This is a genomic window from Acinetobacter brisouioides (assembly GCF_004331075.1).
In the GTDB taxonomy this organism is placed as follows: Bacteria; Pseudomonadota; Gammaproteobacteria; order Pseudomonadales; family Moraxellaceae; genus Acinetobacter.
Window position 1 is genome coordinate 34709 of record NZ_SJNX01000005.1, and the last position, 25140, is coordinate 59848.

Sequence of the window (25140 nt, forward strand, 5' to 3'; positions counted from 1 at the left end):
CTTACTCCACAATGTACCGGCCACGTTCGGCTACGGCAGATTTCACCAAGTCAATGAAAGCATCAATTGACATAGTACCTAAATTTTTTCCTGAGCGCGTACGGACATTGACAGTACCCTCTTCAACTTCTCGGTCACCAAGAACTAAAAGGTACGGAATACGCTCCAGTGTACGTTCACGAATCTTAAAGCCGATTTTCTCATTTCTCAAGTCTGAAATGGCACGTAAACCATTTTCTTTGAGTTTCGCCACGACTTGCTGACATGCTTCAGCTTGAGCATCAGTAATATTCATGACACAAGCCTGCACAGGTGTTAACCAAGGCGGCATGAAACCAGCATAGTGTTCAATAAGTATACCAATAAAACGCTCAAAACTACCAAGAATTGCACGATGCAACATTACTGGTTGATCACGTTCATTTTCTTCAGTGACAAAAGAAGCATCTAAACGCTCTGGCAAGTTAAAGTCACACTGGATTGTACCGCACTGCCATACACGACCTAAGCAGTCTTTCAATGAGAATTCAATTTTTGGACCATAGAATGCACCTTCACCTGGTTGCAAGTCCCAATCAAGACCTGCTGCATCCAACGCATCTGCCAAAGATTTCTCTGCCATATCCCAAAGTGCATCATCACCCACACGCTTTTCTGGGCGAGTAGACAATTTCATTTGCACTTCTTCAAAGCCAAAGTCTTTATATACATCTAAAGTCAGTTTAATGAAGTCAGCAACTTCTTGACCGATTTGCTCTTTGGTACAGAAAATATGCGCATCATCTTGAGTAAAGCCACGCACACGCATAATACCGTGCAATGAACCCGATGGTTCGTTGCGGTGACATGAACCAAACTCAGCCAAGCGAATTGGTAAATCACGGTAAGATTTCAAACCTTGATTAAACACTTGGACGTGACATGGGCAGTTCATTGGCTTTACAGCATAGTTACGACTTTCTGAATGAGTCGTAAACATGTTATCCGCATAGTTTGCCGCATGGCCTGATTTTTCCCACAAAGTGAAATCTACGATTTGTGGTGTTTTAATCTCAAGGTAGCCATTGTCCTGCTGAACTTTACGCATGTATTGTTCAAGCACTTGATAAATGGTCCAGCCATTTGGATGCCAGAACACCATACCAGGCGCTTCTTCTTGCATGTGGAACAAATCAAGTGCTTTACCGATTTTACGGTGGTCACGTTTTTCTGCTTCTTCAATACGCTTGATATAAGCAGCAAGCTGTTTCTTGTCCGCCCAAGCCGTACCGTAGATACGCTGCAACTGTTCATTCTTTGCATCACCGCGCCAGTAAGCACCAGAGATTTTAGTCAGTTTGAATGATTTTAGGAATTTGGTATTTGGTACGTGTGGACCACGGCACATGTCCAAATAGTCTTGATGGTAGTACAAGCCCATTTGTGTTTCATTTGGCATGTCCGCAATCAAGCGTAATTTGTATTCTTCACCACGTGCAGTAAATTCTGCGATCACTTCATCACGCGGGGTCATTTTTTTGATGACATCATAGTCTTGGTCGATGAGCTTTTTCATACGCTCTTCGATGGCAGCCATATCATCTAATGTAAATGGACGTGGCATCCAGATGTCATAGTAGAAACCTTCTTCAATGACAGGACCAATCACCATCTTTGCTTCTGGGAAAAGCTGCTTAACTGCATGACCAACCAAGTGCGCACATGAGTGACGAATGATTTCAACGCCTTCTTCATCTTTAGGCGTGATAATTTGCAGCGTTGCATCTTCGGTAATTAAGTCACACGCATCGACCAAGCGACCATTTACACGACCTGCAACGGTGTTTTTCGCAAGTCCAGGTCCAATACTTAGAGCGACATCCATAACGGATACAGCTTGATCAAAAGCTTTTTGATCGCCATTTGGCAATGTGATAATTGGCATAGATAAATCCTTAAGGAGTGATGCCCCGCACAATAGAGCATGTCACCGCGAGATTAAAATCGAGGAAAACCTCAAAATAAAAACGGTGGCTAAAAAAGTCCCCTATGATTCTACACGTCTTGCGCTATTTAAGAAACCTCTGTATTTCAATCTATAATTTTTTTAAACCATATCAATCATCAGGCTCAAAACAAAACCCGCCCGCCCGCACACTTAAGACTAAAGCAGGGCTAATTTTTACCGCAAAACTCATCTAATGTGTATGCAAAATAGTCAAAACGATATAACAACAACACGACAGGAGCAATTGACATGGCAGTCAGTGCATACGATGAATTACCGAAAAATGCAGCGAATTTTGTTGCATTATCACCACTGCGCTATCTGGAACGGGCAGCCCATATTTACCCGCATCAAGCCGCTATGATTCATGGTACACGGCAGATTACTTGGCGCGAAAAATATACGCGCTGTCGCCAGTTTGCTCATCAGCTCAATCAGCTCGGAATCGGGAAAAATGATACTGTTTCGGTGTTATTGCCCAATATTCCTGCCATGCTTGAAGCGCACTTTGCAGTTCCGATGGCAGGTGCCGTACTCAATACACTCAATACCCGCCTCGATGCCAAAACACTGGCATTCATGCTAGACCATGCAGAAAGCAAACTATTGCTGGTTGATAGTGAATTTTCGACATTGGCACAAGAAGCACTGGCTTTGGTTAAACATCAGATCCTCGTGATTGATGTGCATGATGCCGAATATGAGGGTGCTGTAAAGGATATTGGTTTTATTGAGTATGAAACTTGGCTTGCACAGGGAGATGCCGATTTTGAATGGCATTTACCTAACGATGAATGGGATGCAATCAGTCTCAACTACACGTCAGGCACAACAGGTAATCCCAAAGGTGTAGTTTATCATCATCGGGGAGCATACATTAATGCTGCCAGTAACATCATTGCCAGTGGCATGATTCCGCGCGCTAAATATCTATGGACACTGCCACTCTTTCATTGCAATGGTTGGTGTTTTGCATGGACAATGGCGGCCAATGGCGGCACCAATATTTGCCTGCGTAAAGTCGATACTGAACAGGTTTTTCAGCTGATTGCCCAACATAAGGTCGATTATTTCTGTGGTGCACCGATTGTGCTGTCTATGCTGATTAATACTCCCAAAGACAAACAGATCACGTTTAGCCATCGAGTGGAAGTCATGGTCGCAGGTGCAGCACCACCCGCAGCGATCATTGAAGGAATGCGCAATATTGGCATTAATGTCACGCACGTCTATGGTCTGACTGAAACTTATGGTCCTTCTGCGCTCTGTGCCTCGCAAGCAGGTTGGAGTGAGTTATCCATTCAGGAACAAGCTCAATTACATTCGCGTCAAGGCGTACCATATCCATTGCAAGATGGCATGAAAGTGATTGACTCTGAAACCATGCAGCCTGTACCGCATGATGGGCACACCATGGGTGAAATCATGTTCCGTGGCAATATTGTCATGAAAGGTTATCTAAAAAATCCTCAAGCCACCGAAGAAGCCTTTGCAGGAGGTTGGTTTCACACGGGCGATCTCGCGGTTTGTCAGCCCGATGGCTATGCCAAAATTATGGATCGTTCTAAAGATCTGATTATTTCAGGTGGGGAAAATATTTCATCGCTTGAAATTGAGGAAGTGCTCTATCAGCATCCTGCTGTTTTAACTGCGGCAGTGGTCGCCAAACCCGACCCTTATTGGCAAGAAGTGCCTTGTGCGTTTATTGAACTCAAAACGGGCTATGAACTCAGTGCTGAACAACTGATTGAGCACTGCAAACAATATCTTGCGCGCTATAAACTGCCAAAGGATATTGTGATGACTGCGATTCCCAAAACCTCGACAGGTAAGTTACAGAAATTTATTTTGCGAGAATGGGCGAAACAACGTGCCGAACAGCAAACAGGCTAAATTCAACACAAAAAATAAGCGACCTTAAAGGTCGCTTATTTATCTTGATTTACCTTGATCAGATAACAGACCAACTTGTTGTACATAGTTCAACAGCTTTTGACGTGAAACCTCAAGTTCTTCTTCAGTTGCTTCGAGTTGCTTGTCGCGATAAATACGCAAGACATGCTGACGCAAAGTGTGTTTATCCGTTGCATTGAACTGCTTGCTAAATTCATGAATCGCGCTATCACCTTGCTCAATCATACGATCGACCCAGCGTTGTAACTGCACCTGTTTTTTTACGCCTTGCTGCGGAGTTAGATACGATAAAATCAGGCTTTCATCTTCATTGCGAAGCAGTTTGCCAATCCGCTGAAATTGGCGGCGGCGTGCTTCAAATGAGCTAATGGTTTGTACATCAAGCAGTGCTTCAATTAAACGTTCTTCAACAGGGAGCTGTTGAATTTGCTTAATGGATAGCGAGGCCAATTGTTCACCCAAAGCTGCCATACGCTGTACAGCTTTCTTTTGTTCAGTTTTGCTCGCACGACCATCTAAAGATTCAAAATCTTCTTCGGTATAGCGTTGTTGCGGTTGCGGTCGTCGTGCCACGTTTAATCTGCCTCATAAAATTTTGCTGCGAAAAGTGCCAGAACTTCGTCCAAGGCTTTCTCTTCATCTGGTCCGTCTACAACAATCCGTAACGTTGTTCCCTTTCCAGCACCAAGCATTAGCAATGCCATAATGTTTTTTGCATCAATCAACTTATCGCCCTTACCCACTTGAATCGAAGAGCGGAATTTGGTGGTCACTTCAATTAATTTGCCAGAGGCACGTGCATGTAAACCAAGTTTGTTAATTACATCTACTGTCGTGTCGATCATGACCAATGCTTCATTTCTCTATGTAAAACCTGAATAGACCAGTTCGCCTTCAGTGCTTTTCTGAGTCTATCCACCATATAAACTGAGCGGTGCTGCCCACCCGTACATCCAATGGAGACGGTAATGTAATGTCTATGCCCTTCTGCAAAGGCAGGAAGCCATTTTTCTAAAAATTGATAAATATCACCAAACATGGCATTGGTTTGATCATTTGCACCCAAAAATTCCTGAATCGGTGTATCTAGACCAGAGAATTTGCGTAATTCTAAATCCCAATGCGGATTTGGCAAGTGTCTTACATCAAAAACATAGTCAGCATCGAGTGGAATGCCATGTTTATAACCAAATGATTGCAAAATCACAATCATATCTTCCGACTGTCCAAGTTTGGACAATAATGTATGCTTTAAATCATGCACACTTTTGTCTGTAGTATCAATATTGACTGTTGCACGAAACTGCATCGGCAACAACAGACTTTTTTCTATTGAAATACATTCAAGCAAAGTTTTATAACGTGATGCAAGTGGATGAGGACGGCGTGACGCACTAAAACGCGAAATCAACCCTTGATCCTGCGTAGTTAAATAAATCACATCGACCATACCATGTTTTTGTAATTGTTCAAAAACATGGTCAAATTCCTGAAAATCCGCTTGTGTGCTACGCACATCGACCCCAAGCGCCAATTGCTCCAGATTATTTTCATGATCTAGTTTGGCGACAATTTCGGGAAGCAATGCCAACGGCAAATTATCAATACAGTAATAGCCCAAATCTTCAAGCACCTGTAGCGCAGAGGATTTTCCTGAACCTGATTGACCTGTGACAATTAAAATACGTTTCATGACACTGCTTTCCTCATTGCATTTAGGCAATGTTATCCAACAAATTTGACAATCAAATTATCGATTAAACGAGTTGTGCCTAATTTTGCTGCCACAAAGATCACAGTATCTTGTTTAAAGTCTGTGACCATTTGCAACGCTGGGCTACGCGCTTCAACATAATCTACAACAAAACCTGCATGAGTAAGCTGTGTTGTTATGCCCGCCAGCACAGCATCCAAACTCACGCCTTCTAGCAAAGCTTTTTCAGCCTGTTTCAAACTTTGATAAATCGTTGGTGCTATCGCGCGTTGTTCATGGGTTAAATAACCATTACGTGAGCTGAGCGCCAAACCATCTGCAGCACGTGTAATAGGCACACCAATCACTTCAATTGGGAAGCTTAAATCTTGCACCAACTGACGAATAACAGCCAACTGCTGGAAGTCTTTTTGCCCAAAAAATGCCAAGTTGGGTTGAACAATATTAAATAACTTGCTGACCACAACTGCAACACCATCAAAGTGTCCTGGGCGTGATGTACCACACAAATCAGCAGTAATACCTGAGACACTAATATTGGTTAAAAATGGCTGCTTGCCATACATTTGTTCAACACTCGGTGCAAAAACAATATCACAACCGACATCGGCAAGTAACTGACTGTCTTTGTCTAAAGTCCGTGGGTAGTTTTCATAATCTTCGTTTGGTCCAAACTGAATTGGATTCACAAAAACGCTGACCACAACAACATCACACAATTTTTTCGCTTCGCGAACTAAATTGAGATGTCCTTCATGCAAATTCCCCATAGTCGGGACAAAACCAATGCGTTTTTTTGCAGTACGTGCTGGACTAAGCGCTGCGTTTAGCCCCTGAATGGTCGTTTCAGTTTTCATGATTACAACTCAACTTGGAAAGTATGTTCAATATTTGGGAAACTTTGCTCAAGCACAGCATGATGATAGGCTTTCAGAGCATTGACAATAGCATGTTCACCTGACTGCTCTGCCATAAAGTTACGTACAAATTTGGCAACTTTCCCAAAAGTTAATCCTAACATGTCTTGCACAACAAGCACTTGTCCATCGGTGTCTTTTCCAGCACCAATTCCAATCACAGGAATATGTGGAAACAGTTCAGTGACTTCTTTGCCTAACTGTGCAGGCACACACTCTAAGAGCAACATCGCAGCGCCCGCTTCAACTAAAGCCCGACAGTCTTCAATCAACTGATCGGCAGCATCACGAGTTTTCGCTTGTAGTTTATAACCACCAAAGACATGCACTGACTGCGGCGTGAGCCCCAGATGCATACAGACAGGAATACCATTACGGGTTAAGTTTTTGACCGTATCTGCAAGCCATGCACCGCCTTCAATTTTGACCATCTGTGCACCTGCCTGCATCACCATTCGGGAATTTTGCAGCGCATCATTCAGTGTGGCATAACTCATAAATGGCAAGTCTGTCATGAGAAAAGCGTGCTGGTTAGCACGACGCACTGCTGCTGTATGATATGCCATATCTGCAACTGTCACAGGTAAAGTCGAATCGTGCCCCTGAATGGTCATCCCCAAGGAATCTCCAATCAAAATGCTATCAATTTCTGCAACTTGCATTGCTTTTGCCATACTAGCGTCATAGCAAGTCAAGCAAGAAAACTTTTTACCTTGTGCTTTCAATTGTCTTAAATCATGGAGACTAATCATTCAGCGTCCTCTTGTTCATCCTGAGGTTGATTCTGCTGTGACACATCAGCCCAATTGCGGTTCAGCATCGGGGTTAAGATGGATGTCTGAACAATATCGAGCTGTTTCAGTGACTGAGAATCAACGGTTAACTCTACATCTAAGTCTAATAGTGGGATCACCACAAAATCGCGCAATAACAATCCCACATGCGGTACTGTGAGACGTTCGTGTTGAATTTTCTCTTGACCATATAACAGTAAATCCAAATCTAAAGTACGCTCACCCCAACGACGTAAGCGGACTCGACCTGCATCCTGTTCAAATTGCTGTAATTGATCCAATAACGCAAGTGGTGGCAAATCGGTTTTTAACTCGGCGACTGCATTCAAATAGTCAGGTTGGTCTTGCGGCCCCATCGGCGGAGTGCTATACAACTGCGAGACTCGGACACACCCTAAAGTTCGCAGTTTTTCGATGGCTTCTTGCAGAATATGTAGTGAATCACCCAAGTTGCTTCCTAAACCGATATAACTGGTCACTGTCATTGTGTTGGCCCAAAAATCACTTGGCTTAAATCACGCTGTACCCGTTTGCGTTTTAAAATCGGATGATTCGCATCAACACCATCAGCATTACTTACAGCTGTGTTTGCCGTTGAACGAACTGGTGCTTGTGCAGATTTGTTGCGCGAACGGCGACTGCGGGTTGGTGCTGCTTCTGCAACCAACGGTGCGATTACTGTATCAACCTCAACATCTTCTGTACGTGGTTTACGACGGGTCTTGGCACGTTGACGATTGTACTGGGAAATAGCCACTTCTTTTTGGTCTATGGTCATATCCTGATAGGCTTCCCACCACTGTCCCATACCTTGCGTAGTGTCATCACCCGATTTCTCACGCAACAACAAGAAGTCAAAGCCTGCACGAAAACGCGCATGCCCTGCTAAACTTTCAATTTGTTGTGGTTTTGGGCTCAACAAACGCGTTTGCATTTCCCAAACTTCACGAATAAAAGTTTCAGCAAAACGTGGAATAATGGTACGCGTCGACTGGCGCTTGAGTACATCTAAGCCTGCTTGCGCTCGTGCCTCGGCTGCAACCACACCTTTTGCCAAATAATACTCAGTACGTTCTTGGAAGTTTCTCCAAAGCAACACTGCATAGAAAAATGCAGGGTTAATGGTTTTGCCAACCTGAATACGCTGATCGGTATTTTTTGCAGCTAAGGAAATAAACTGTGTTACATCAGGGCTGACTTCAGCAAATAGCTGTTTCCATAAACCGAATTCAATCAGTAATGGTAAAACACGTTGCAAATGCCCCATGGTAAAGAGTTTCTGTGATTCATCATATAAACGGTGCGGAGAAATGTCGCGTAATAACTGCGTCATTTCAGGGGTAAACACGTCTAAAATTTCAGGTGCAATACTAAAATTGAGTTTGGCTGCAAAGCGTAATGTACGCAACATCCGCACTGGGTCTTCTTCAAAGCGTAGCTTTGGTTCACCCAATAAACGTAAAGTTTTACTTTTTACATCTTCAATGGCATGGCAAAAATCTAAAATCACACCCTGACGTGGCTGATAGTACATGGCATTAATGGAGAAATCCCGACGAACAAAATCTTGTTCGATGGTTCCCCAATTGTTGTCTCGTAAAATCATGCCGAGCGCACTGGTCACTGCTTTTTTCGGTGGTGCGCGAAAAGTTGCAACTTCTATAAGGTCTCGCCCAACATAGACATGTGCCAACTCAAAACGTCGCCCAATAATTCGGCAACGACGCCCAAACACTTCTTTGACCTGCGCTGGTGTAGCGTTGGTTACCGCATCAAAATCTTTCGGATGTAGCCCGAGCATCAAGTCCCGAACACCACCACCGACGATATATGCCTGATAACCTGCTTTGGTGAGAGCATCAATAACTTCTAATATAGAAGGAGGTAATTGTTTGATGGATAAACCATATTTTGACGCGCGTAAGGTATGCAAAAGACGCTTTCTCCTACGTCTGGAGTTAAAATTTTCAATCGTTGCTAATCATAGAGCATAGACCAATAAAGGGCAATTTGATTCTTCATTCAGACAAACATGAATTTGCTGTTGAATCTGTAGATTTTTTCAGCAGCTATAGCGCCAAAAATGCACGGTTTTTCTCAAATAGTTTCTCCCCGATTCCTTTGACATTTTTCAGTTCATCAATGGTTTTGAACTTGCCATTTTTCTGGCGGTATTCAACAATTGCCTGTGCTTTTTTTACACCAACACCTGTGAGTTTGTTCTGTAACTCAACTGCCGAGGCTTGGTTGAGACTCACCTGATGAGTTCCACGTGTGGTCTGCGAAGTCCGACCATGTTGTATCTGTTGCTGTTGTTTCCATTGCATATAACGCTGGTCATAGCTTTGTGTATTGTTATTTGCCCATGCCGAGCATGCTAGACCTAAACTTAATATCAGCGTACTTAAGGTTTTTATCATATTTTAACTCATGATGATGTTTGTTGTTTTGCTTGCTCCCAAAGTTGATCCATTTCATCAAGGCTCATGTCGTGTACAGAACGACCTTGCTGACGTGCCTGATCTTCTATAAAAGCAAATCGTGTTCTAAATTTATGAATCGTTGAGAGTAAAGCGATTTCTCCCGAGAGCTCTAGTTTACGACCAACATTAATCAAAGAAAATAAACAATCACCAAATTCTGCCTGTATTTCATCAGGATTTTTTTTCTGAATGGCATGTTCTAGCTCAGCAATTTCTTCATGGACTTTACCCAGTGCATCTTGCGTCGTCGCAAAATCAAAACCAATTTTTGCAGCTTGTTTCTGGATCTGCTCAGCCTGTGAAATTGCAGGCCCATGCTTAATCTCACTGAGATACGAACGCGGCTGTCCTTGTTTTTCTTGCTGTTTAATCTGTTGCCAAAGTTCCGAGACTTGCTCAGGGCTTAAATTGGCATACTGCTCTGCCTGAAACACATGCGGATGGCGACGAATCAGCTTATCGATGATCGCCTGCACCACATCATCAAAGTTAAATGCTTGTTGTTCGGCATACATTTGTGACTGAAATACCACTTGCAACAGCAAATCTCCCAACTCATTACGAATCTCATCAATTGAACCCTGACGAATTGCATCTTCAACTTCATAGGCTTCTTCAATTGCATAACGTGTCAGGCTTTGCGGCGTCTGCGCGCGATCCCACGGACACTGCTCGCGTAGTTGCTGCATAATCTTCAATAACTGTTCAATTGGCATGTTATCCCCCTCAAAATAAAAAATTTCCCAAGAAAAAAGCCAACATGATTGTTGGCTTTTTTTGTATGGATTGAGTCTTAGTTACCCTGTACCAAACGGCGTGCGCTAATAATACCTGGCTGTTGCTCTAAACGTGCCAACAGGCGTGACAACTGTGACAAGCCTTTCACTTCAATCAACAACTTCATGTTGGCAATACCGTCTGCTTCGGAAATGGTATTCACCTGACGAATGTTAATCTGGTCGGCAAAAATCACCTGAGTCAAATCACGCAATAGACCACGGCGGTCATAAGCTTCAATCACAATCTGAACGCTCTGACCACGTGTTGGCTGCAATTCCCAATCGGCATCAACTGCACGTTCTGGTTCTTGAGCAATCATACGAACATAGTCGAAACATTGCAGTTTGTGAATACTGACACCACGATTCAGGGTAATATAACCACCAATCGGCTCACCATGTACAGGCTGACAACATTGGGCAATATGCAGTTCAACATTATCGAGACCATCAATCAATATACCATGTGCCGATAAAGTATGACTGGCACGTGGATTCAGGGCAGGTTTTAAAACCAGTTCAGGCTCATCCTGATCCAATTTCATGTGACGATTGACCTGATTCATCAAAGCATGCAGGCTAATATCACCACTGACCAAACCAATCAGAATATCGTCACCTGTTTTGACATTAAAATGACCGCAATATTCATTTAAATCAATGCTTTTTGGATGAATTGCCAAACGCTGCAATTCTTTGGTGAGCAGCTCACGCCCCACTTCCAAGTTTTTACTGCGGTCTTGCTGTCTAAACCAGTGGCGTAACTTATCTCGTGCACGTGCAGTCTTGATATACCCTAAAGAGCTGACCAACCAGTCGCGATTTGGATCACGGTCTTTTTTAGTCAGAATCTCAACTTGCTCCCCTGTTTTAAGGGTATAAGTTAACGGAACATAGCGCTGATTGACTCTCGCTGCATAGCAGTGATTACCGACCTGTGTATGCACATGATAAGCAAAATCCAATACGGTTGAACCACGCGGCAACTCTTTAATGTCACCATCACGGCTAAAGACATAGATTTTCTCAAAGTCTTCAAAATCTTGTAACTTATCAAAATCATCTTCATCTTTCGGATGCGCGCTGGTTTCGTTACGCTCCTGATAATGCTCAAGTACAGCACGTAATGAATGCAAACGATGATTAAACGAGAAATCGGTATTTTTCGCGCCTTCCTTATAATTGAAGTGCGAACAAACCCCAAGCTCCGCTTCGTTATGCATGTCTAAAGTGCGAATTTGTACTTCGAGTGATTTGTTTTCTGCAATCACTGCAGTATGCAAAGAGCGGTAACCATTGGCTTTAGGGTTGGTAATATAGTCATCAAACTGATGCGGAATATGCCGCCAAATTTGATGAACAATCCCCAGAACGTGATAACATTCAGGCACATCCTTGACCAACACTCGCAATGCGCGAATATCATAAAGCTGATCGAAGCTAAGGTTTTTACTCTTCATTTTGCGGTAAATCGAGTAAATATGTTTAACTCGACCTGTAATTTCCGCCTCAATGTTGTGGCTTGACAACTCAGTTTTCAGTTTATCAATCACAAACTGAATATAATGCTCACGCTCTAAACGCTTTTCATTGAGCAATGTGGCAATTTCTTTATAACGATCTGGCGCTAAAAAGCGAAATGCCAAATCTTCGAGTTCCCATTTTAACTGTGCAATCCCAAGGCGGTGTGCCAGTGGTGCATAAATAGTTAAAATCTCACGAGCTACCCGTTCCTGACGCTCTTTGGGTGATTTCCCCAGCTCACGCAGCTCATAGGTTCGTTCAGCAAGTTTAATCAGTACCACGCGCACATCTTCGGTGACCGAAATCAGCATTTTATAAATGCCTGTCAAATGCTCGCGCTGATTATTATTAAAATGGTCTTCTAAGCGTTTGTTTTTTTCAATCAGCTCAGAAAGTTTTCCCATGGACAAAGCGCCCTTGACCAAACTGAGCACACCTTCACCATAACGTTGTTGCACTTCATCAAGCGTGGTCACGCCTTCACGTACACTTCGATAAAGCACAGCAGCAATCAGCGTATTTTCATCAACATGTAAATGCGCCAAAATATTTGCCATACCAATACCTGTAGCAAAGGTATTACTACGGTGATGAATCGTCGTTTCTAATTCTTTTTGTAAAGTTAGCCTTGCGACCTGCTCCAATTGGGTCAATTTTGCCCCATCCAAATGGTGGCGTACGCGCTCTAGCCAATCCGCTAAATCATTTTGCGCTTGCTGGGCATGTTCGACAGTCGTTTCTTCTGACAACTGAGTGAGTCGTTCAGGTAACTGCTCACGTACTGTGACCATACCTATCTCCTTTTATTGTGTCATTCATTATCGTCGTTCATCAATTCTACTTTCTCAAACAAGGTAATCGACTCGACATGACCTGTATGAGTAAACATATCCATGACGCCTGCTTTTTTTAGTTGATATCCCTGTTGCATAAGAATACCAGCATCACGGGCAAGCGTGGCAGGATTACAAGAGACATAAACAATTCGTTTTGCATTAAAATTGGAAATATAATGCATGACTTGCTCTGCCCCTGAACGTGGAGGATCAATCAATAATGCATCAAATCCTTGTTTCGCCCAAGCTTGCTGTGAAAAATCTTTTGTTAAATCATGTGAATAAAAACGTAACTGCATCAATCCATTATGCAATGCGTTTTCTGTACCACGCTGAACCATGTCCTCACTGCCTTCCACAGCGACCACCTGTCCAGTTTGGCCCACACAACGTGCCAGTGGCAGAGAGAAATTCCCCAAGCCACAGAATAAATCCAGCACATGCTCGCCTTGCTGCAACTTAAGCAATTCACATGCCAATTCTACCATTTTCGCGTTCACTGTAGCATTTACTTGCGTAAAATCTGACGGAGCAAACGCAAAATCGACATCAAAAGCGTCTAAACGATAGTGCAAACGCATTGGCTGTGCCGCATCGACTCGATGAATACTGTCAATACCTTCGGGCTGCAAATACAATTGCCAGTTTTTCTTCTGGACAAAATCTAGAAGTTTTTGAACATCTGGTTGAATTAAAGCTTTGGTATGACGTAACAATAATGCAACTTCATCATCTCCCATTGCCAATTCTATATGACCAATATCCGCTTTGCCTTTTAGACTTTGGAGTAGTTTTTTCAGCTCAGGTAACGATTGGTCGAGTTTTTGATCAAGTATCGGGCAATGCTGTATATCAATTAAACGATTGCTCTGACGCTCACGAAAACCCATCACCAGTTGCTGCTTTTTCGGAATATAACGCACGCCAATACGCGCACGACGGCGATAGTCACTACGTTGTGAGCGGATTGGGTCAAGCCAAAACTCAGGTTCAATGCCTGCAAAATGCTGTAAATGTGACGCCAGCACTTGTTGCTTAAAGCGAATCTGTTCATCGGGATGCATATGCTGCAAATTACAGCCGCCACAATGCTGAAAATGCTGACAAATAGGTGTGATACGCTGTTCAGAAGGTTCAGATACCAACTCAATCGCATCCGCTTCTTCTAAGCGTTTGGCTTGATGGGTAATTTTCGCCTTGACCTGTTCATTGGGCAAAGCAAACTGAATAAATACTTTCTTGCCATGCTTGTGCGCTGGATGTCCAAGCTGCACATCATAATGGGCAATCCCTCGTCCCTCGTGCGATAAAGATTCCACTTGAAAAGTGTAGACTTCCGAAGAAGCGCTGCGAGTCTGGGTGTGCTGTTTCAAAAACAAAAACCTAATTTTGAACTGGGAAAAAATCAGAAGTAAATGGCGTACGCTGGGCAGTTTTCTGCCATTGCGCCAAGAATTCCTGCTGTTGGGGTTGGGTTGCCAAATACTGAATCGTCGCGTCCACTAACTGGCGATGATCTTCTGCCAATAACTGCCCTTTAAGCAGAATCCAGCGCAAATAAATCAGCCATGTGTTTAGTACATCACCTTCGCAATACTGGGTCAACTCTGTCCATGCCTGCTGGCGAACTTGTTCAGGCACCAAATAACCCGCGCCTTGACGTTTACCAGGAAAACCCAGCAATTGGGCAATATCATCGAGTTTCTGGAAGTTACGACCATTAAACATGGCCATCACATCCATCAAATCGACATGTTGATGGTGATAACGGTTTTGGTAATTGTTAAAGCGCTTTTGACTGTCGATTTCACCTTGATCAAACAAGGCAGGTGCCGACAAGCCATGATACATGGTGCGAAACAGAATCACAGGCAAATCAAACTGTGAACCATTCCAGCTCACCAGAACAGGATGACGTTTTTCAAAAATCGACAGAAATTTATGCAACATACTGGCTTCAGAATCATGCTCTCGATTAAACGAAAACAACCTTAAACCTTTTTCATCGAACCATAACCCTGAAATACACACGATTTCATGCAATGGAATCCGCTGAAAATCACTGCCATGCTCTTGACGGCGCAATTTGTTTAAAGCCTGTTGCAGATCGTCTTGCGACAAATCATGCAACTGATACAAATGCGCTCCCGCATTTAAATCGGTAATGGTTTCAATATCGAATACTAAAACGGGTAAGCGCATGCAAACTCTCTATTCTTGATCTTGTACAGAAAACAACCCTGTAGACAGGTAACGGTCGCCGCGATCACAGATAATACACACAATCACTGCATCAGGTTGTTCTGCTGCTATTTTTAATGATGCCCACACTGCACCACCCGATGATGTTCCTGCACTAATGCCTTCAACACGCGCAAGTTGACGCATGGTTTTTTCAGCTTCAATTTGTGGAATATCAATAATACGGTCAATGCGTGAAGGATCAAAAATGGTGGGTAAATATTCTTTAGGCCAACGGCGAATCCCTGCGATGCTTGAACCTTCTTCAGGCTGCAAACCCACAATCTGAATATCAGGGTTTTGCTCTTTTAAATATTTTGACACACCCATGATCGTGCCTGTCGTGCCCATTGCACTAACAAAATGCGTGATTTTTCCAGCAGTTTGTTGCCAGATTTCAGGGCCAGTCGTGAGGTAATGGGCTTCTGGGTTATCAAGGTTACCAAACTGGTTCAACACCAGACCTTGACCCTGTTCCTGCATCTGCATTGCCAGATCACGCGCGCCTTCCATGCCTTGTTGCTGAGTCACTTCAATCAGCTCAGCACCATACGCCAACATCGCATCTTTACGCTCTTGGCTCATGCTGTTCGGCATGATCAGCTTCATTTTATAGCCGCGCATGGCAGCAACCATAGCAAGCGCAATACCTGTGTTGCCACTGGTCGCTTCAATTAAAATATCGCCTGCTTTGATTTGCCCACGTTTTTCTGCCTGCATAATCATATTGTAAGCAGGGCGATCCTTCACTGAACCAGCGGGATTATTACCTTCCAGTTTCGCAAGTACCGTGGCGTTGGTATGACAGGCTAAACGCTGTAAACGAACCAATGGGGTTTTGCCAACGTAATGATCTAACAAGAATTCATCTGCGAAAAAGTCTGGATTGTAATTACTCATAATATGTACCTAGATCGAGGTGGACATATTGTATGAAAAAATACTCCTTACTGCACTCATTTCGCTATTTTTTCTGAAAATCATGAAAGCCATAACAGCTTAGGCAAAGCATGCTAATATGCCGAGGTTGGGGAATAAATTGCATTGGTTATGGCAAAACTGAAAAAATCTTTATTACAACGGCTACAACTTAATCATGCTTACGGGCAGTTAGTTGCGCTTATTTTTATTCCAATTGCCATTATTGCTGCAGTTGGCAGTATTTTAGTCATTCAAGAAACATCTGCATCGGCACGTAGTCAACAGCGTCATGTTGCGATTGCCATCTTGTCACGCTACCAAAAAACTGCCGAACTACTCACATATGCCGTTGAAAAAAAACCAGAAATACAACCACAAGCGCGCAATATTTTAATGCGCATGCTCAATGAGCCTTACTTGCAACGTGCAGCCCTGTTACAGGCAGATGGAAAAACACTACTCAGCATAGGCTATCAACCTCAGTTGACTTGGCCCAAAATTACTACCAATAGCGGCTTTATTGGCCCTGTGCATTTCCATCACAATAGCATCTATGCTGCCAAAGTTTCTCCAACAGGCGCACAGCCCGCATGGCTGGTGATTGAGCTGGACAACAAACCCTTAGAAATCGCACATTATCGGGTTATTACAGTTTTACTCATTACGGTATTTATCACATTATTATTATTAATGATGTGTCTGAATTTCTATTCGCGCCGCTGGATTGCACCGCTGTATGAAATACGGATGCAACTACAGCGCTTAAATGCGGACAATCTCGATCAACCTGTTGCCATTAACAGTAGCGGTGAATTGCGTTCACTGCAAAAAGACCTTGCCAACATGCTCAAGCGTCTGCACTACAGCTTTTTAGAGTTACGTGAACACACCGAACAAACTGAAGATGACTTACGTCGCACACTCGACACGCTCGAAGTACAAAACATTACTTATCGCCAAGCGCGTGACCAAGCCGTTTCCGCCAACCAGTCCAAATCGGTTTTTTTAGCCAATATCAGTCATGAATTGCGCACGCCGCTGAACAGTATTGATGGCTTTATTCATTTGATGTTACGTCAAAATAACCTCAGCAATGAACAAAACCTATATCTGCAAACCATCCGAAAATCTTCTGCGCACTTACTGGCACTCATTAACGATGTTCTGGATTTTTCTAAAATTGATGCTGGAAAGCTTGAGTTAGAAACTGCGCCTTTTGAGCTTGAAAATGCCATGTTCGATGTGATGGACATGCTTTCACCGCTAGCATCACAAAAGAATATTAATATTGCTTTTTATTTTGGCAATGACTTACCGAACGAAGTGATTGGCGATGTACTACGCTTTAAACAGATTCTGACCAACCTGATTTCGAATGCAATTAAATTCACCCCTGAAGGCGAAATTATTGTGCGTGCGCGGATGGAACATGATGACTTCGGCGAATGCATCATTCATTTTAGTGTGCAAGACAGCGGTATTGGGGTCAGTGGCAATGACCGTAAAAAACTGTTTGAATCATTCTCGCAAGGCGATGCATCTGTGACCCGCCAATTTGGTGGTACAGGCTTAGGCTTAGCCATTTCCAAACAACTGGTGCACTTGATGCACGGTCAAATTGGCTTTGAAGACAACCAAGAGCGCGCCCCCACTGAGAAAGGTTCGACCTTCTGGTTTACTGCCAAATTTAAAGTAGATGATGAACAAGAAGCACCTCATATCGACTTTAGCCATGTGCATGTGGTGTCGTTTTTGTCGCACCCAGCCACTGCCAATATTTTCCGTCATTACTTAGAAAATTATCACGCCAACCACAGCGAAGCCTTTTCACTGCTAGATCTGTTTAGCCGTCTGCATCATTTACCTGCCGATGAATACACGTGGGTGGTGGTCGATCATGGCGGCGATACTCATGCTTTACTGAAAGAAATTCGTACCCGTTATCAGGGGCATTTGGCTGTATATGGCTATCAGATGTCGCTAGAGCCAAACATTCTGAGTGAATTCCGTGCTACGCCACTGTATCAACCACTCAGCCGTAGCGCATTGCTTCAGCTTTTAAACAACCAGATCAATTTTGAAGAAGAAGATAAAGAATCTTTCGATGGTCAGGGCTTGCATGTCTTGGCTGTAGATGATCACTTGCCTAACCTGATTGTGCTTGAAGCTTTACTGGGTGAACTTAATGTCACCACCACCAAAGCACTTAGCGGGCAAGATGCACTGAATCTGATTCAGCAACGCTTGGATAAAAAACAAAAGCCATTTGACCTAATTTTCATGGATATTCAAATGCCTGTCATGTCAGGGATTGATACCACGCGCGCGATTCGCTCACTGGAATCCACCCTTGAAAATGTGCGTTTCCCAATCATTGCTCTGACTGCACATGCCCTTGCCGATGAAAAACAAAAACTGTTAGCTGTCGGCATGGATGACTATGTGTCGAAACCAATCCAGATCGAACAACTCATCCAGATTTTAACTCAGCACACCAGTCAGCATTTCGCAGAAGGCAACAATAAACCTGCGCACAATAAGGCACTCGATCATGTGAACCCTGAGATTCTTGACTGGCAGCAAAGCGTACAACTGGCTGCCAACAAAGAAGATTTGGCACTGGATTTACTGCAAATGCTGGTGGACAGTTTTAAAACCGAGCTAAATGAAATGCAACAACTGATTGAAATGGAAGATTTTCCACAATTAGAGCATGTGCTACATCGTTTGTATGGTGCGACCCGCTATGTGGGTGTCCCGAAACTTCAGCAGGTTTCAGGCGAATTTGAACAGTTTGTTTCAATTTTACGCAAAGAACGACGAGTTGCTGATGAGGCATTTATTCAAGAGACCATCAAACACTTTGATGAGCTGACCCTCATTATTAGTCAGACTGAACATGCAGCACTGAGCATTCTGCATAAATGACTCGGCTGTCAATTTACCGAGTGTCCAGCTCTGCTACACTCAGAGTAAATTGACCTCAGGATGAAGCCAACCATGTCGCTACTACGTATAGAAAACAACAATAATATTGTCACGGTGTATTTGAACCGCCCTGAAAAACGCAATGCGATGAGTTTTGCCTTACTCAAAGAGCTTTACCAAACTGGGCAACGTCTGCGTCAAGATCGCAACCTACGGGCAGTGATTTTGACAGGTGAAGCACAAGTCTTTAGTGCTGGCATTGACCTGAGCGATTTAAACTCACCCCAGCAGCGTGCTTTTGCTTTGTGGGAGCTGATTAAACCCCAGCAAAGTTTGTTTCAAAAAGCTTTTTTGGTGTGGCAACAGTTGCCTGTGCCTGTCATTGCTGCACTTGAGGGTTACTGTTTTGGCGCTGGTATGCAACTGGCACTGGCTGCGGATATCCGAATTAGCCATCCCAACACTCAATTTTCAATTATGGAAAGCCGCTGGGGGCTAGTGCCTGATATGGGGCTGAGCCAATCTCTCAAAGGCTTGATTGGCATTGACCTCGCCAAAGAACTGACCTTTACAGCACGGATGTTTGACGGGAGTTATGCCAAACAAATTGGTCTAGTCACGCATATCGATGAATTACCCTTGCAGCGCGCACAGATGTTGGCACAAGAAATTGCCTTGCGCTCTCCAGATGCAGTCATGGCAGCCAAAGCCGTACTAAACAGCATGCTGCATCAGCCTGTAAAAACAGCTTTACGCCTTGAAAAAATTTGGCAACTCAAGCTCATTCTTGGTAAAAATAGTCGACTGGCAAGACTGAAAGATAAAACACCCGAGATCAAGTATCTCAAACGCCAATATCAAGACTAAATATAGAGAACAAACAATGACTGGATGTCCACAAAAAATTGCATTTCTAGGTATAGGACTGATGGGTAGCCGCATGGTAAGCCGATTATTGTCCGCCAATTTTCAGGTCGCGGTTTGGAATCGTAGCCCTGCTGCCTGTACAGAACTACTTGAACAAGGTGCAAGCTTGCTCAACCTCAAGCAAATTGCCGAATACCCTGTCATTTTACTCTGCCTTGCCGATGATACTGCGGTCGAGCATGTATTTGAGCAAATGCAGCCATATTTGCAAGCAGGTCAAATTATTGTGGATTTCTCCAGCCTGTCGGTCAACAAAACCATTGAACTGGCACAACTTGCCGCACAGCAAAAAATCAGCTGGATTGATTCCCCAGTTTCTGGTGGTACGTTAGGTGCAGAACAAGGTAGTTTGGTCATTTTTGCAGGCGGTGATGCAGAGCTGATTCAACACTTACAGCCAGTTTATGCAGCACTTTCGCAGCGAGTGACACGTATGGGCGGCACAGGAACAGGGCAAGCCACCAAAATCTGTAACCAGCTTATTGTTGCAGCCAATAGTACCTTGATTGCTGAAGCTGTCGCACTGGCAGCTCAAGCTGGGGTCGATACCCGCTTACTCGCTCCTGCACTTGCCAATGGATTTGCCGACTCCAAACCTTTTCAAATTTTGGCGCCACGTATGGCAACAACACAGTATCAACCTGTACAATGGAAAGTACAAACATTAAGCAAAGATCTGCAAAATGCCGTATCTTTAGCGAATCAGTACCAGTTAGATATTCCTGTTGCACAGCGCGCCCTAGAGCAACTCAAAAACCATCAACAACAGGGTTATGCCGAACAGGATTTATCAACTATCATTGAGCAGGTGCGACATCCTGCCACTACGGAGGGCTAAAACATGAGTAAACTGGCTGTTAATTTGTCCATGATTTTTACCGAAGTCCCTCTGATTGAGCGTTTCGCACTGGCTCGAAAACATGGCTTTGATCATGTGGAAATTCAATTCCCCTATGAACTCAGTGTCGAGCAAATTCGCACACAACTCGAACAACACCAACTGTCTTTATGCCTGATCAATGCTCCTGCTGGCGACCTAATGCAAGGCGGACTTGGGCTGGCAGGAATTCCAGGGCGTGAACGTGAATTTTTTCATGGGATACAGCAAGCTGCACGCTATGCCACCTTGCTTAATGTGCCAAGCGTCAATATTCTCTCAGGCAAACAACCTTACGATGCTGACCTGTTACCTTGTCTTGAAGTTTTATCGAAAAATCTCAAACTGGCTTGTCACATTTTGACGGACTACCACGTACAACCTGTGTTTGAAATGGTCAATGGTACAGATATACCGCGCTTTCTGATTCAAAATATCGCTCAGGCACAGGACATGCTGGAAGCCGTGAATAACCCAGCACTGAAAATGCAATATGACTGCTATCACATGGCTATGATGGGCGAAGATGTGCTTGAGGGCTTACAGGAAAATATTGCCCAAATCGGACATATTCAGTTTGCGGACTGCCCAAACCGTCATGAGCCCAATACAGGCTCAATTGCCTATGACAAAATCTTTTACTGGCTGAAACACAGTTCGTATCAGGGTTATATCGCCGCTGAATATAAACCGAGCAATCATTCTGAACAAAGCTTTGCATGGAAAACACAATTTTTTGCAAATATATCCTGAGCATTTCGCTACAAAATTTGAATTTTTCGCGTAAAAAGGCTATAGTTCACAGTGAGTAATTGTCAGGACAAATATACCTCTTATGAATTTAGAACCATCGCCCGGCGCTTCTAATTCTCACAACCACTCTGTGGTAGATACACAAACTCAAACTGTGAGCGCTTGCCTGAAGGTCATCCAAAATGCCCTTCAAGATGTTAAAGCCAAAGATATTATTGAACTTGATGTCAGTCGCATCAGCAATGTCGCAGACGCGATTGTAATTGCTAGCGGCACATCAACTCGCCATGTAAAAGCACTTGCCGACAATGTCGCAGAAGAAGCCCGCAAAGCAGGCTTCCGCCCAATCGGAATCGAAGGCGAACGCGATGCTGAATGGATCTTAATTGATCTCGGCTATGTTGTGGTACATGTCATGCTTCCAACAGCACGTAAATTCTATGATTTAGAAAGCTTATGGCGCGTGCCCGATGCGTCAGTAGCATAAAAAATTCAGACTTTCTCAAGATTCTTCTTGTAGACAGATACTGTAAAAATAAATGGGGAATCAGTGATGATTCCCCATTATTGCTTCTGGACTCGATGCTATTAATTTAGCATCCACGCTACCGAAGCATCGAATAGCTGCAATCCTGATTCAGACAGATTATCAAAAGTGTCATTTTCTAAAAAGAACATAAGTCGCTTGGCAGGCGCAAGGCTTTCATAATCCATTGTTGCCCCTTTTTCATATCCCCAGATCGCAACTTTCTCTGGCTGACCATACACTGTTGCAATAATTGTTGCACCCAGCCCAGGCTTTCCCCAGCTCATTGCAGCCTGTTTCTGATAGACATTTGCCACACCAGCAGACAAGTGGGCGGATAAAGGATGTGGTGCATTGACCAACCAAAGATAACGTTCTTTTTCAATCTCACCAAAATCGGTGTTGATCCGCTTACCTGTCATTGCCAGATCATCAAGATAATCATTTTCCCAAGTCATTAATGGAATAGCTAACGTTCTCCAACCTGCTTTTAGATTTTTTGAAGCTACTGTTGAGGAAAGAATAACCAGATCTGTACGAGAAGGCTTGATCATTTGAGGATCAATATCCTGATTAGCAATTTCAACCCGATATCCTTTTTGTTGCAGATGATGCTGTATCTTGATATCCGTTTGTACAGATAGCCCCTGTGTCTGAGAAATCAGTAAAATTTTTGCAGATCGGGCAAAAATATGGGAGCTTGTCATCAGTGCCCCCATCATTAAAATCAAACAAAAGAGTCTATTTATCACATGGTTTACCATAAAAAAGAGAGCAATGCTCTTGACCTCACTGCTCTCTGTTTTGCATTTTAAAACTTCATCGTCACACGCAATACAGCTTGGCGTGATGCTCCTTGTGAAACTGCCAAGTTGCTTACAGATGAGGTGTAATAAGTTTGATCCAGCAAATTATTAATGTTCAATTGCACATTCACATCTTTATTTTCAATTTTGGTGTCGTAACTCACAAATGCATTTACGATTGTATAATCAGGCAATTTAAAGCTATTCGTTGCATCACCAGCGCGGTTACCCACATAGTTTACCCCCATACCAAAGCGTAATTTCCCTTGATAAAAATCACCATAATTATAAGCAAGAGATAAAGATCCTGTATTTTTAGCGACGTTCTGTAAGCTCTTACCAACTAAAGTTGCATCATCATCTTCAGTCACTTTTGCATCAGTATATGCATAGGTCAGAATTGCATCCAGTTTATGGGTAATACGTCCTGTTACATCCAACTCTACACCTTTAGAGCGCACCCGCCCTGCTGTATGCAACTCTGTATCGCCCGTACTCGTATTCACCACTGACTCTAAGACATTTTTCTTTTTGATATCATAGATTGCTAGATTAGTACTTAACCGATTACTCAGCTCATACTTCATTCCAAGTTCATATGACTGGCTTTCTTCTGGCTGGACATCTGAGGTAACTGTTCCCCCATCCAAAGCAGCGATTGAAGATGATGGTTTTAAAGACTGGGTATAACTACCATAGAAGGAAAGATCATCATTCCATTTATAGACCAAACCCGCCCGAGGAAGCCATTTGCCATCATCTGTATTGGTATTAATTTTGAAGGGGCGACCTTTTCCTGCCAATTGATCCCAATGAGTATATCGCGCACCAACAACTCCAATCCACTTACTGGTTAAGTGAATTGAGTCTTGGAAATATGCTCCATAGGTATGCAATTTATCTGTTTGATCTGAGTCCGATGCCGAAGCTGTGCCTGACATAGATGAGGCCCCATTGCCATAAGTTGGATTCAGATAATCCAAGGTCGAGGTTGCCCCACGAATCATGTCCTTACGGTAATATTTGCGATACTCAATATCTGTACCGATCTGTATATCATGCTGTAAGCCAAAAATGGTTTCTCGCCCATCCAGATAAAACTGCCCAAAGCTATCAATACTTTGTGCACCACGTGTCCCATCCGCACGACGAGTTACAGTATGAGTGCTTGTATCTAGTTTGGTGATACGCAACTGGTTTGCATCATACGACTCATAGTTATAGCTATAGCCTGCATGTGCTTTCCAGTTATCATTGATTTGATGATCCACAGTGAGTTGAGCTAAATGATCATCTCCCCACATTTGGTTGGATTTTTCATCTAGACGTGTATATTTGGAAATAGGGAGTGCTTTTCCTGTTGATGGGTCAAATACTGTTGTACGATCAAAGGGCACATTAAATTTATGATATTGATAGCTAAAATTAACCTGTGTACTACCATTATCCCATTTTAGAGATGGAGCAATGAGCGTTTGTTGATTTTGACCAAAGTTTCTCCAATAATTTGCATCTGAATGATCCACAACTAAACGATAAGAAAAGTTACTGGTTCCAATTTGACCAGTTGTATCAACAGATGCGCCTGCACCATTGCGTCCTTGCTGATAAGTTGAACCATATAGGGACAAAGAAGTAGATTGTTCTTTGTGAGGTTGCTTGGTGACTGCATTCACAACACCACCTGGATCCATGATACCGTAGAGCAAAGAGGATGGGCCTTTCAGTACATTCACCGTATCAACATTTTCATTCATAACGCGCCCTTGGACAATTGGCATACCATTGACCATGATCGAACCATCACGGTTATTGCCAAATCCTCTTTTCATCACTGTATCTTGTGTACCACCCAAGGTATTCCCTTGCGTAATGCCGCTGACTTGCGTCAAAGCATCATCCAAGTTAGCAGGCTTGAAATCTTTAAGATACTGATTCGATACAACATTGACTGTCTGGGGTACATCTAGGTTTTTTTGATTCATTCTTAAGGTCGAAGAATCACTTTTTGCCACATAATTGTCTTTTACCGCCTTATTTGCAGTCACCGTAATAGTTGGGAGAACATTTTCATCTGCAAAAACAGGCTGCATCACAGCCATAAGTGCCAAAGCCAAACTACTTGGCATAAACAAAGGGATTTTTTTCATAAAATCTGCAAAGCATGAACATAAAAATATTTGTAAATATTAGACTTATTAATAATTATTCTC

General features: G+C 43.3%; 22 protein-coding genes. 6 read left to right on the top strand and 16 right to left on the bottom strand.

Annotated features, from left to right (window positions below; genetic code table 11):
* Position 1: 1 nt before the first annotated feature.
* The gene (gene thrS, locus E0H77_RS07825; RefSeq protein WP_131376597.1) at positions 2 to 1924 is read right to left on the bottom strand and encodes a threonine--tRNA ligase; all 1923 of its coding nucleotides are present in this window, start codon (positions 1922 to 1924) and stop codon (positions 2 to 4) included.
* 312 nt (positions 1925 to 2236) lie between these two features.
* Between thrS and E0H77_RS07830 the strand changes: the two genes are divergently transcribed.
* On the top strand, positions 2237 to 3880 hold the full coding sequence (locus tag E0H77_RS07830; protein WP_131376600.1) for an acyl-CoA synthetase: 1644 nt from the start codon (positions 2237 to 2239) through the stop codon (positions 3878 to 3880).
* A gap of 39 nt (positions 3881 to 3919) precedes the next feature.
* Here E0H77_RS07830 and yjgA read toward each other — a convergent pair whose 3' ends face one another.
* The 13 genes from yjgA to cysM form a co-directional block, all read right to left on the bottom strand.
* A complete protein-coding gene (yjgA, locus tag E0H77_RS07835) occupies positions 3920 to 4474 on the bottom strand; it encodes a ribosome biogenesis factor YjgA (protein ID WP_131314613.1) in 555 nt (184 codons plus the stop codon).
* Positions 4475 to 4476: 2 nt separating this feature from the next.
* On the bottom strand, positions 4477 to 4746 hold the full coding sequence (locus E0H77_RS07840; RefSeq protein WP_004753685.1) for an HPr family phosphocarrier protein: 270 nt from the start codon (positions 4744 to 4746) through the stop codon (positions 4477 to 4479).
* Positions 4743 to 5594, bottom strand: a complete 852-nt coding sequence (gene rapZ / locus E0H77_RS07845) for an RNase adapter RapZ (RefSeq protein WP_131376603.1) — start codon at positions 5592 to 5594, stop codon at positions 4743 to 4745. The genes E0H77_RS07840 and rapZ overlap by 4 nt, the downstream gene beginning before the upstream one ends.
* A gap of 32 nt (positions 5595 to 5626) precedes the next feature.
* The gene (panC, locus tag E0H77_RS07850) at positions 5627 to 6472 is read right to left on the bottom strand and encodes a pantoate--beta-alanine ligase (protein ID WP_131376606.1); all 846 of its coding nucleotides are present in this window, start codon (positions 6470 to 6472) and stop codon (positions 5627 to 5629) included.
* A gap of 2 nt (positions 6473 to 6474) precedes the next feature.
* Positions 6475 to 7284 carry a 3-methyl-2-oxobutanoate hydroxymethyltransferase gene (gene panB, locus E0H77_RS07855; RefSeq protein ID WP_131376610.1) on the bottom strand — a complete coding sequence of 270 codons (810 nt, stop codon included), beginning with the start codon at positions 7282 to 7284 and terminating at the stop codon, positions 6475 to 6477.
* Positions 7281 to 7811 carry a 2-amino-4-hydroxy-6-hydroxymethyldihydropteridine diphosphokinase gene (folK, locus tag E0H77_RS07860; protein ID WP_131376613.1) on the bottom strand — a complete coding sequence of 177 codons (531 nt, stop codon included), beginning with the start codon at positions 7809 to 7811 and terminating at the stop codon, positions 7281 to 7283. The genes panB and folK overlap by 4 nt, the downstream gene beginning before the upstream one ends.
* Positions 7808 to 9259 (bottom strand): polynucleotide adenylyltransferase PcnB, encoded by a 1452-nt coding sequence (gene pcnB, locus E0H77_RS07865; RefSeq protein ID WP_131376617.1) that lies wholly within the window; start codon positions 9257 to 9259, stop codon positions 7808 to 7810. Before pcnB ends, folK begins: the two co-directional genes overlap by 4 nt.
* A gap of 136 nt (positions 9260 to 9395) precedes the next feature.
* Positions 9396 to 9746, bottom strand: a complete 351-nt coding sequence (locus E0H77_RS07870; protein ID WP_131376620.1) for a ComEA family DNA-binding protein — start codon at positions 9744 to 9746, stop codon at positions 9396 to 9398.
* 8 nt (positions 9747 to 9754) lie between these two features.
* Positions 9755 to 10519 (bottom strand): nucleoside triphosphate pyrophosphohydrolase, encoded by a 765-nt coding sequence (gene mazG / locus E0H77_RS07875; RefSeq protein ID WP_171478329.1) that lies wholly within the window; start codon positions 10517 to 10519, stop codon positions 9755 to 9757.
* 83 nt (positions 10520 to 10602) lie between these two features.
* A complete protein-coding gene (locus tag E0H77_RS07880; protein WP_131376626.1) occupies positions 10603 to 12903 on the bottom strand; it encodes a RelA/SpoT family protein in 2301 nt (766 codons plus the stop codon).
* Between the two features lie 20 nt (positions 12904 to 12923).
* A complete protein-coding gene (rlmD, locus tag E0H77_RS07885; protein ID WP_131376629.1) occupies positions 12924 to 14321 on the bottom strand; it encodes a 23S rRNA (uracil(1939)-C(5))-methyltransferase RlmD in 1398 nt (465 codons plus the stop codon).
* A gap of 10 nt (positions 14322 to 14331) precedes the next feature.
* Positions 14332 to 15150: a 3'-5' exonuclease gene (locus tag E0H77_RS07890; RefSeq protein WP_131376631.1), complete on the bottom strand. Its 819-nt coding sequence runs from the start codon at positions 15148 to 15150 to the stop codon at positions 14332 to 14334.
* Positions 15151 to 15159: 9 nt separating this feature from the next.
* Entirely contained in the window at positions 15160 to 16089 is a 930-nt protein-coding gene (gene cysM, locus E0H77_RS07895; protein WP_131376634.1) for a cysteine synthase CysM, read from the bottom strand.
* A gap of 150 nt (positions 16090 to 16239) precedes the next feature.
* On the opposite strand from cysM, the gene E0H77_RS07900 reads away from it, so the two are divergent.
* The 5 genes from E0H77_RS07900 to rsfS all read left to right on the top strand — a co-directional run bounded on the left by E0H77_RS07900 (position 16240) and on the right by rsfS (position 22082).
* Positions 16240 to 19038, top strand: coding sequence for a GacS-like sensor histidine kinase (locus E0H77_RS07900; RefSeq protein WP_131376636.1), 2799 nt, complete (start codon positions 16240 to 16242; stop codon positions 19036 to 19038).
* A 72-nt stretch (positions 19039 to 19110) separates the two neighbouring features.
* Positions 19111 to 19905 carry a crotonase/enoyl-CoA hydratase family protein gene (locus E0H77_RS07905; RefSeq protein WP_131376639.1) on the top strand — a complete coding sequence of 265 codons (795 nt, stop codon included), beginning with the start codon at positions 19111 to 19113 and terminating at the stop codon, positions 19903 to 19905.
* 16 nt (positions 19906 to 19921) lie between these two features.
* Positions 19922 to 20803 (top strand): NAD(P)-dependent oxidoreductase, encoded by an 882-nt coding sequence (locus E0H77_RS07910; RefSeq protein WP_131376642.1) that lies wholly within the window; start codon positions 19922 to 19924, stop codon positions 20801 to 20803.
* Between the two features lie 3 nt (positions 20804 to 20806).
* Entirely contained in the window at positions 20807 to 21595 is a 789-nt protein-coding gene (locus E0H77_RS07915; protein WP_131376645.1) for a hydroxypyruvate isomerase family protein, read from the top strand.
* A gap of 82 nt (positions 21596 to 21677) precedes the next feature.
* Positions 21678 to 22082, top strand: a complete 405-nt coding sequence (rsfS, locus tag E0H77_RS07920) for a ribosome silencing factor (protein WP_131376649.1) — start codon at positions 21678 to 21680, stop codon at positions 22080 to 22082.
* Between the two features lie 101 nt (positions 22083 to 22183).
* Here rsfS and E0H77_RS07925 read toward each other — a convergent pair whose 3' ends face one another.
* Together E0H77_RS07925 and E0H77_RS07930 are read right to left on the bottom strand one after the other, a co-directional pair.
* A complete protein-coding gene (locus E0H77_RS07925) occupies positions 22184 to 22828 on the bottom strand; it encodes a hypothetical protein (protein WP_228258307.1) in 645 nt (214 codons plus the stop codon).
* Between the two features lie 104 nt (positions 22829 to 22932).
* Complete coding sequence (locus tag E0H77_RS07930; protein WP_228258310.1) at positions 22933 to 25029, bottom strand: TonB-dependent siderophore receptor; 2097 nt, start codon at positions 25027 to 25029, stop codon at positions 22933 to 22935.
* Positions 25030 to 25140: the final 111 nt, after the last annotated feature.

Bases quoted from the DNA above. Each gene is read 5' to 3' on its own strand.
- E0H77_RS07925 (WP_228258307.1), bottom strand. From the start codon at position 22,828: ATGACAAGCTCCCATATTTTTGCCCGATCTGCAAAAATTTTACTGATT.
- cysM (WP_131376634.1), bottom strand. From the start codon at position 16,089: ATGAGTAATTACAATCCAGACTTTTTCGCAGATGAATTCTTGTTAGAT.
- E0H77_RS07900 (WP_131376636.1), top strand. From the start codon at position 16,240: ATGGCAAAACTGAAAAAATCTTTATTACAACGGCTACAACTTAATCAT.
- E0H77_RS07830 (WP_131376600.1), top strand. From the start codon at position 2,237: ATGGCAGTCAGTGCATACGATGAATTACCGAAAAATGCAGCGAATTTT.
- E0H77_RS07915 (WP_131376645.1), top strand. From the start codon at position 20,807: ATGAGTAAACTGGCTGTTAATTTGTCCATGATTTTTACCGAAGTCCCT.
- folK (WP_131376613.1), bottom strand. From the start codon at position 7,811: ATGACAGTGACCAGTTATATCGGTTTAGGAAGCAACTTGGGTGATTCA.
- E0H77_RS07840 (WP_004753685.1), bottom strand. From the start codon at position 4,746: ATGATCGACACGACAGTAGATGTAATTAACAAACTTGGTTTACATGCA.
- E0H77_RS07910 (WP_131376642.1), top strand. From the start codon at position 19,922: ATGACTGGATGTCCACAAAAAATTGCATTTCTAGGTATAGGACTGATG.
- panC (WP_131376606.1), bottom strand. From the start codon at position 6,472: ATGAAAACTGAAACGACCATTCAGGGGCTAAACGCAGCGCTTAGTCCA.
- thrS (WP_131376597.1), bottom strand. From the start codon at position 1,924: ATGCCAATTATCACATTGCCAAATGGCGATCAAAAAGCTTTTGATCAA.
- E0H77_RS07880 (WP_131376626.1), bottom strand. From the start codon at position 12,903: ATGGTCACAGTACGTGAGCAGTTACCTGAACGACTCACTCAGTTGTCA.
- E0H77_RS07905 (WP_131376639.1), top strand. From the start codon at position 19,111: ATGTCGCTACTACGTATAGAAAACAACAATAATATTGTCACGGTGTAT.
- E0H77_RS07870 (WP_131376620.1), bottom strand. From the start codon at position 9,746: ATGATAAAAACCTTAAGTACGCTGATATTAAGTTTAGGTCTAGCATGC.
- rsfS (WP_131376649.1), top strand. From the start codon at position 21,678: ATGAATTTAGAACCATCGCCCGGCGCTTCTAATTCTCACAACCACTCT.
- panB (WP_131376610.1), bottom strand. From the start codon at position 7,284: ATGATTAGTCTCCATGATTTAAGACAATTGAAAGCACAAGGTAAAAAG.
- rapZ (WP_131376603.1), bottom strand. From the start codon at position 5,594: ATGAAACGTATTTTAATTGTCACAGGTCAATCAGGTTCAGGAAAATCC.
- E0H77_RS07890 (WP_131376631.1), bottom strand. From the start codon at position 15,150: ATGCGCTTACCCGTTTTAGTATTCGATATTGAAACCATTACCGATTTA.
- E0H77_RS07930 (WP_228258310.1), bottom strand. From the start codon at position 25,029: ATGGCTGTGATGCAGCCTGTTTTTGCAGATGAAAATGTTCTCCCAACT.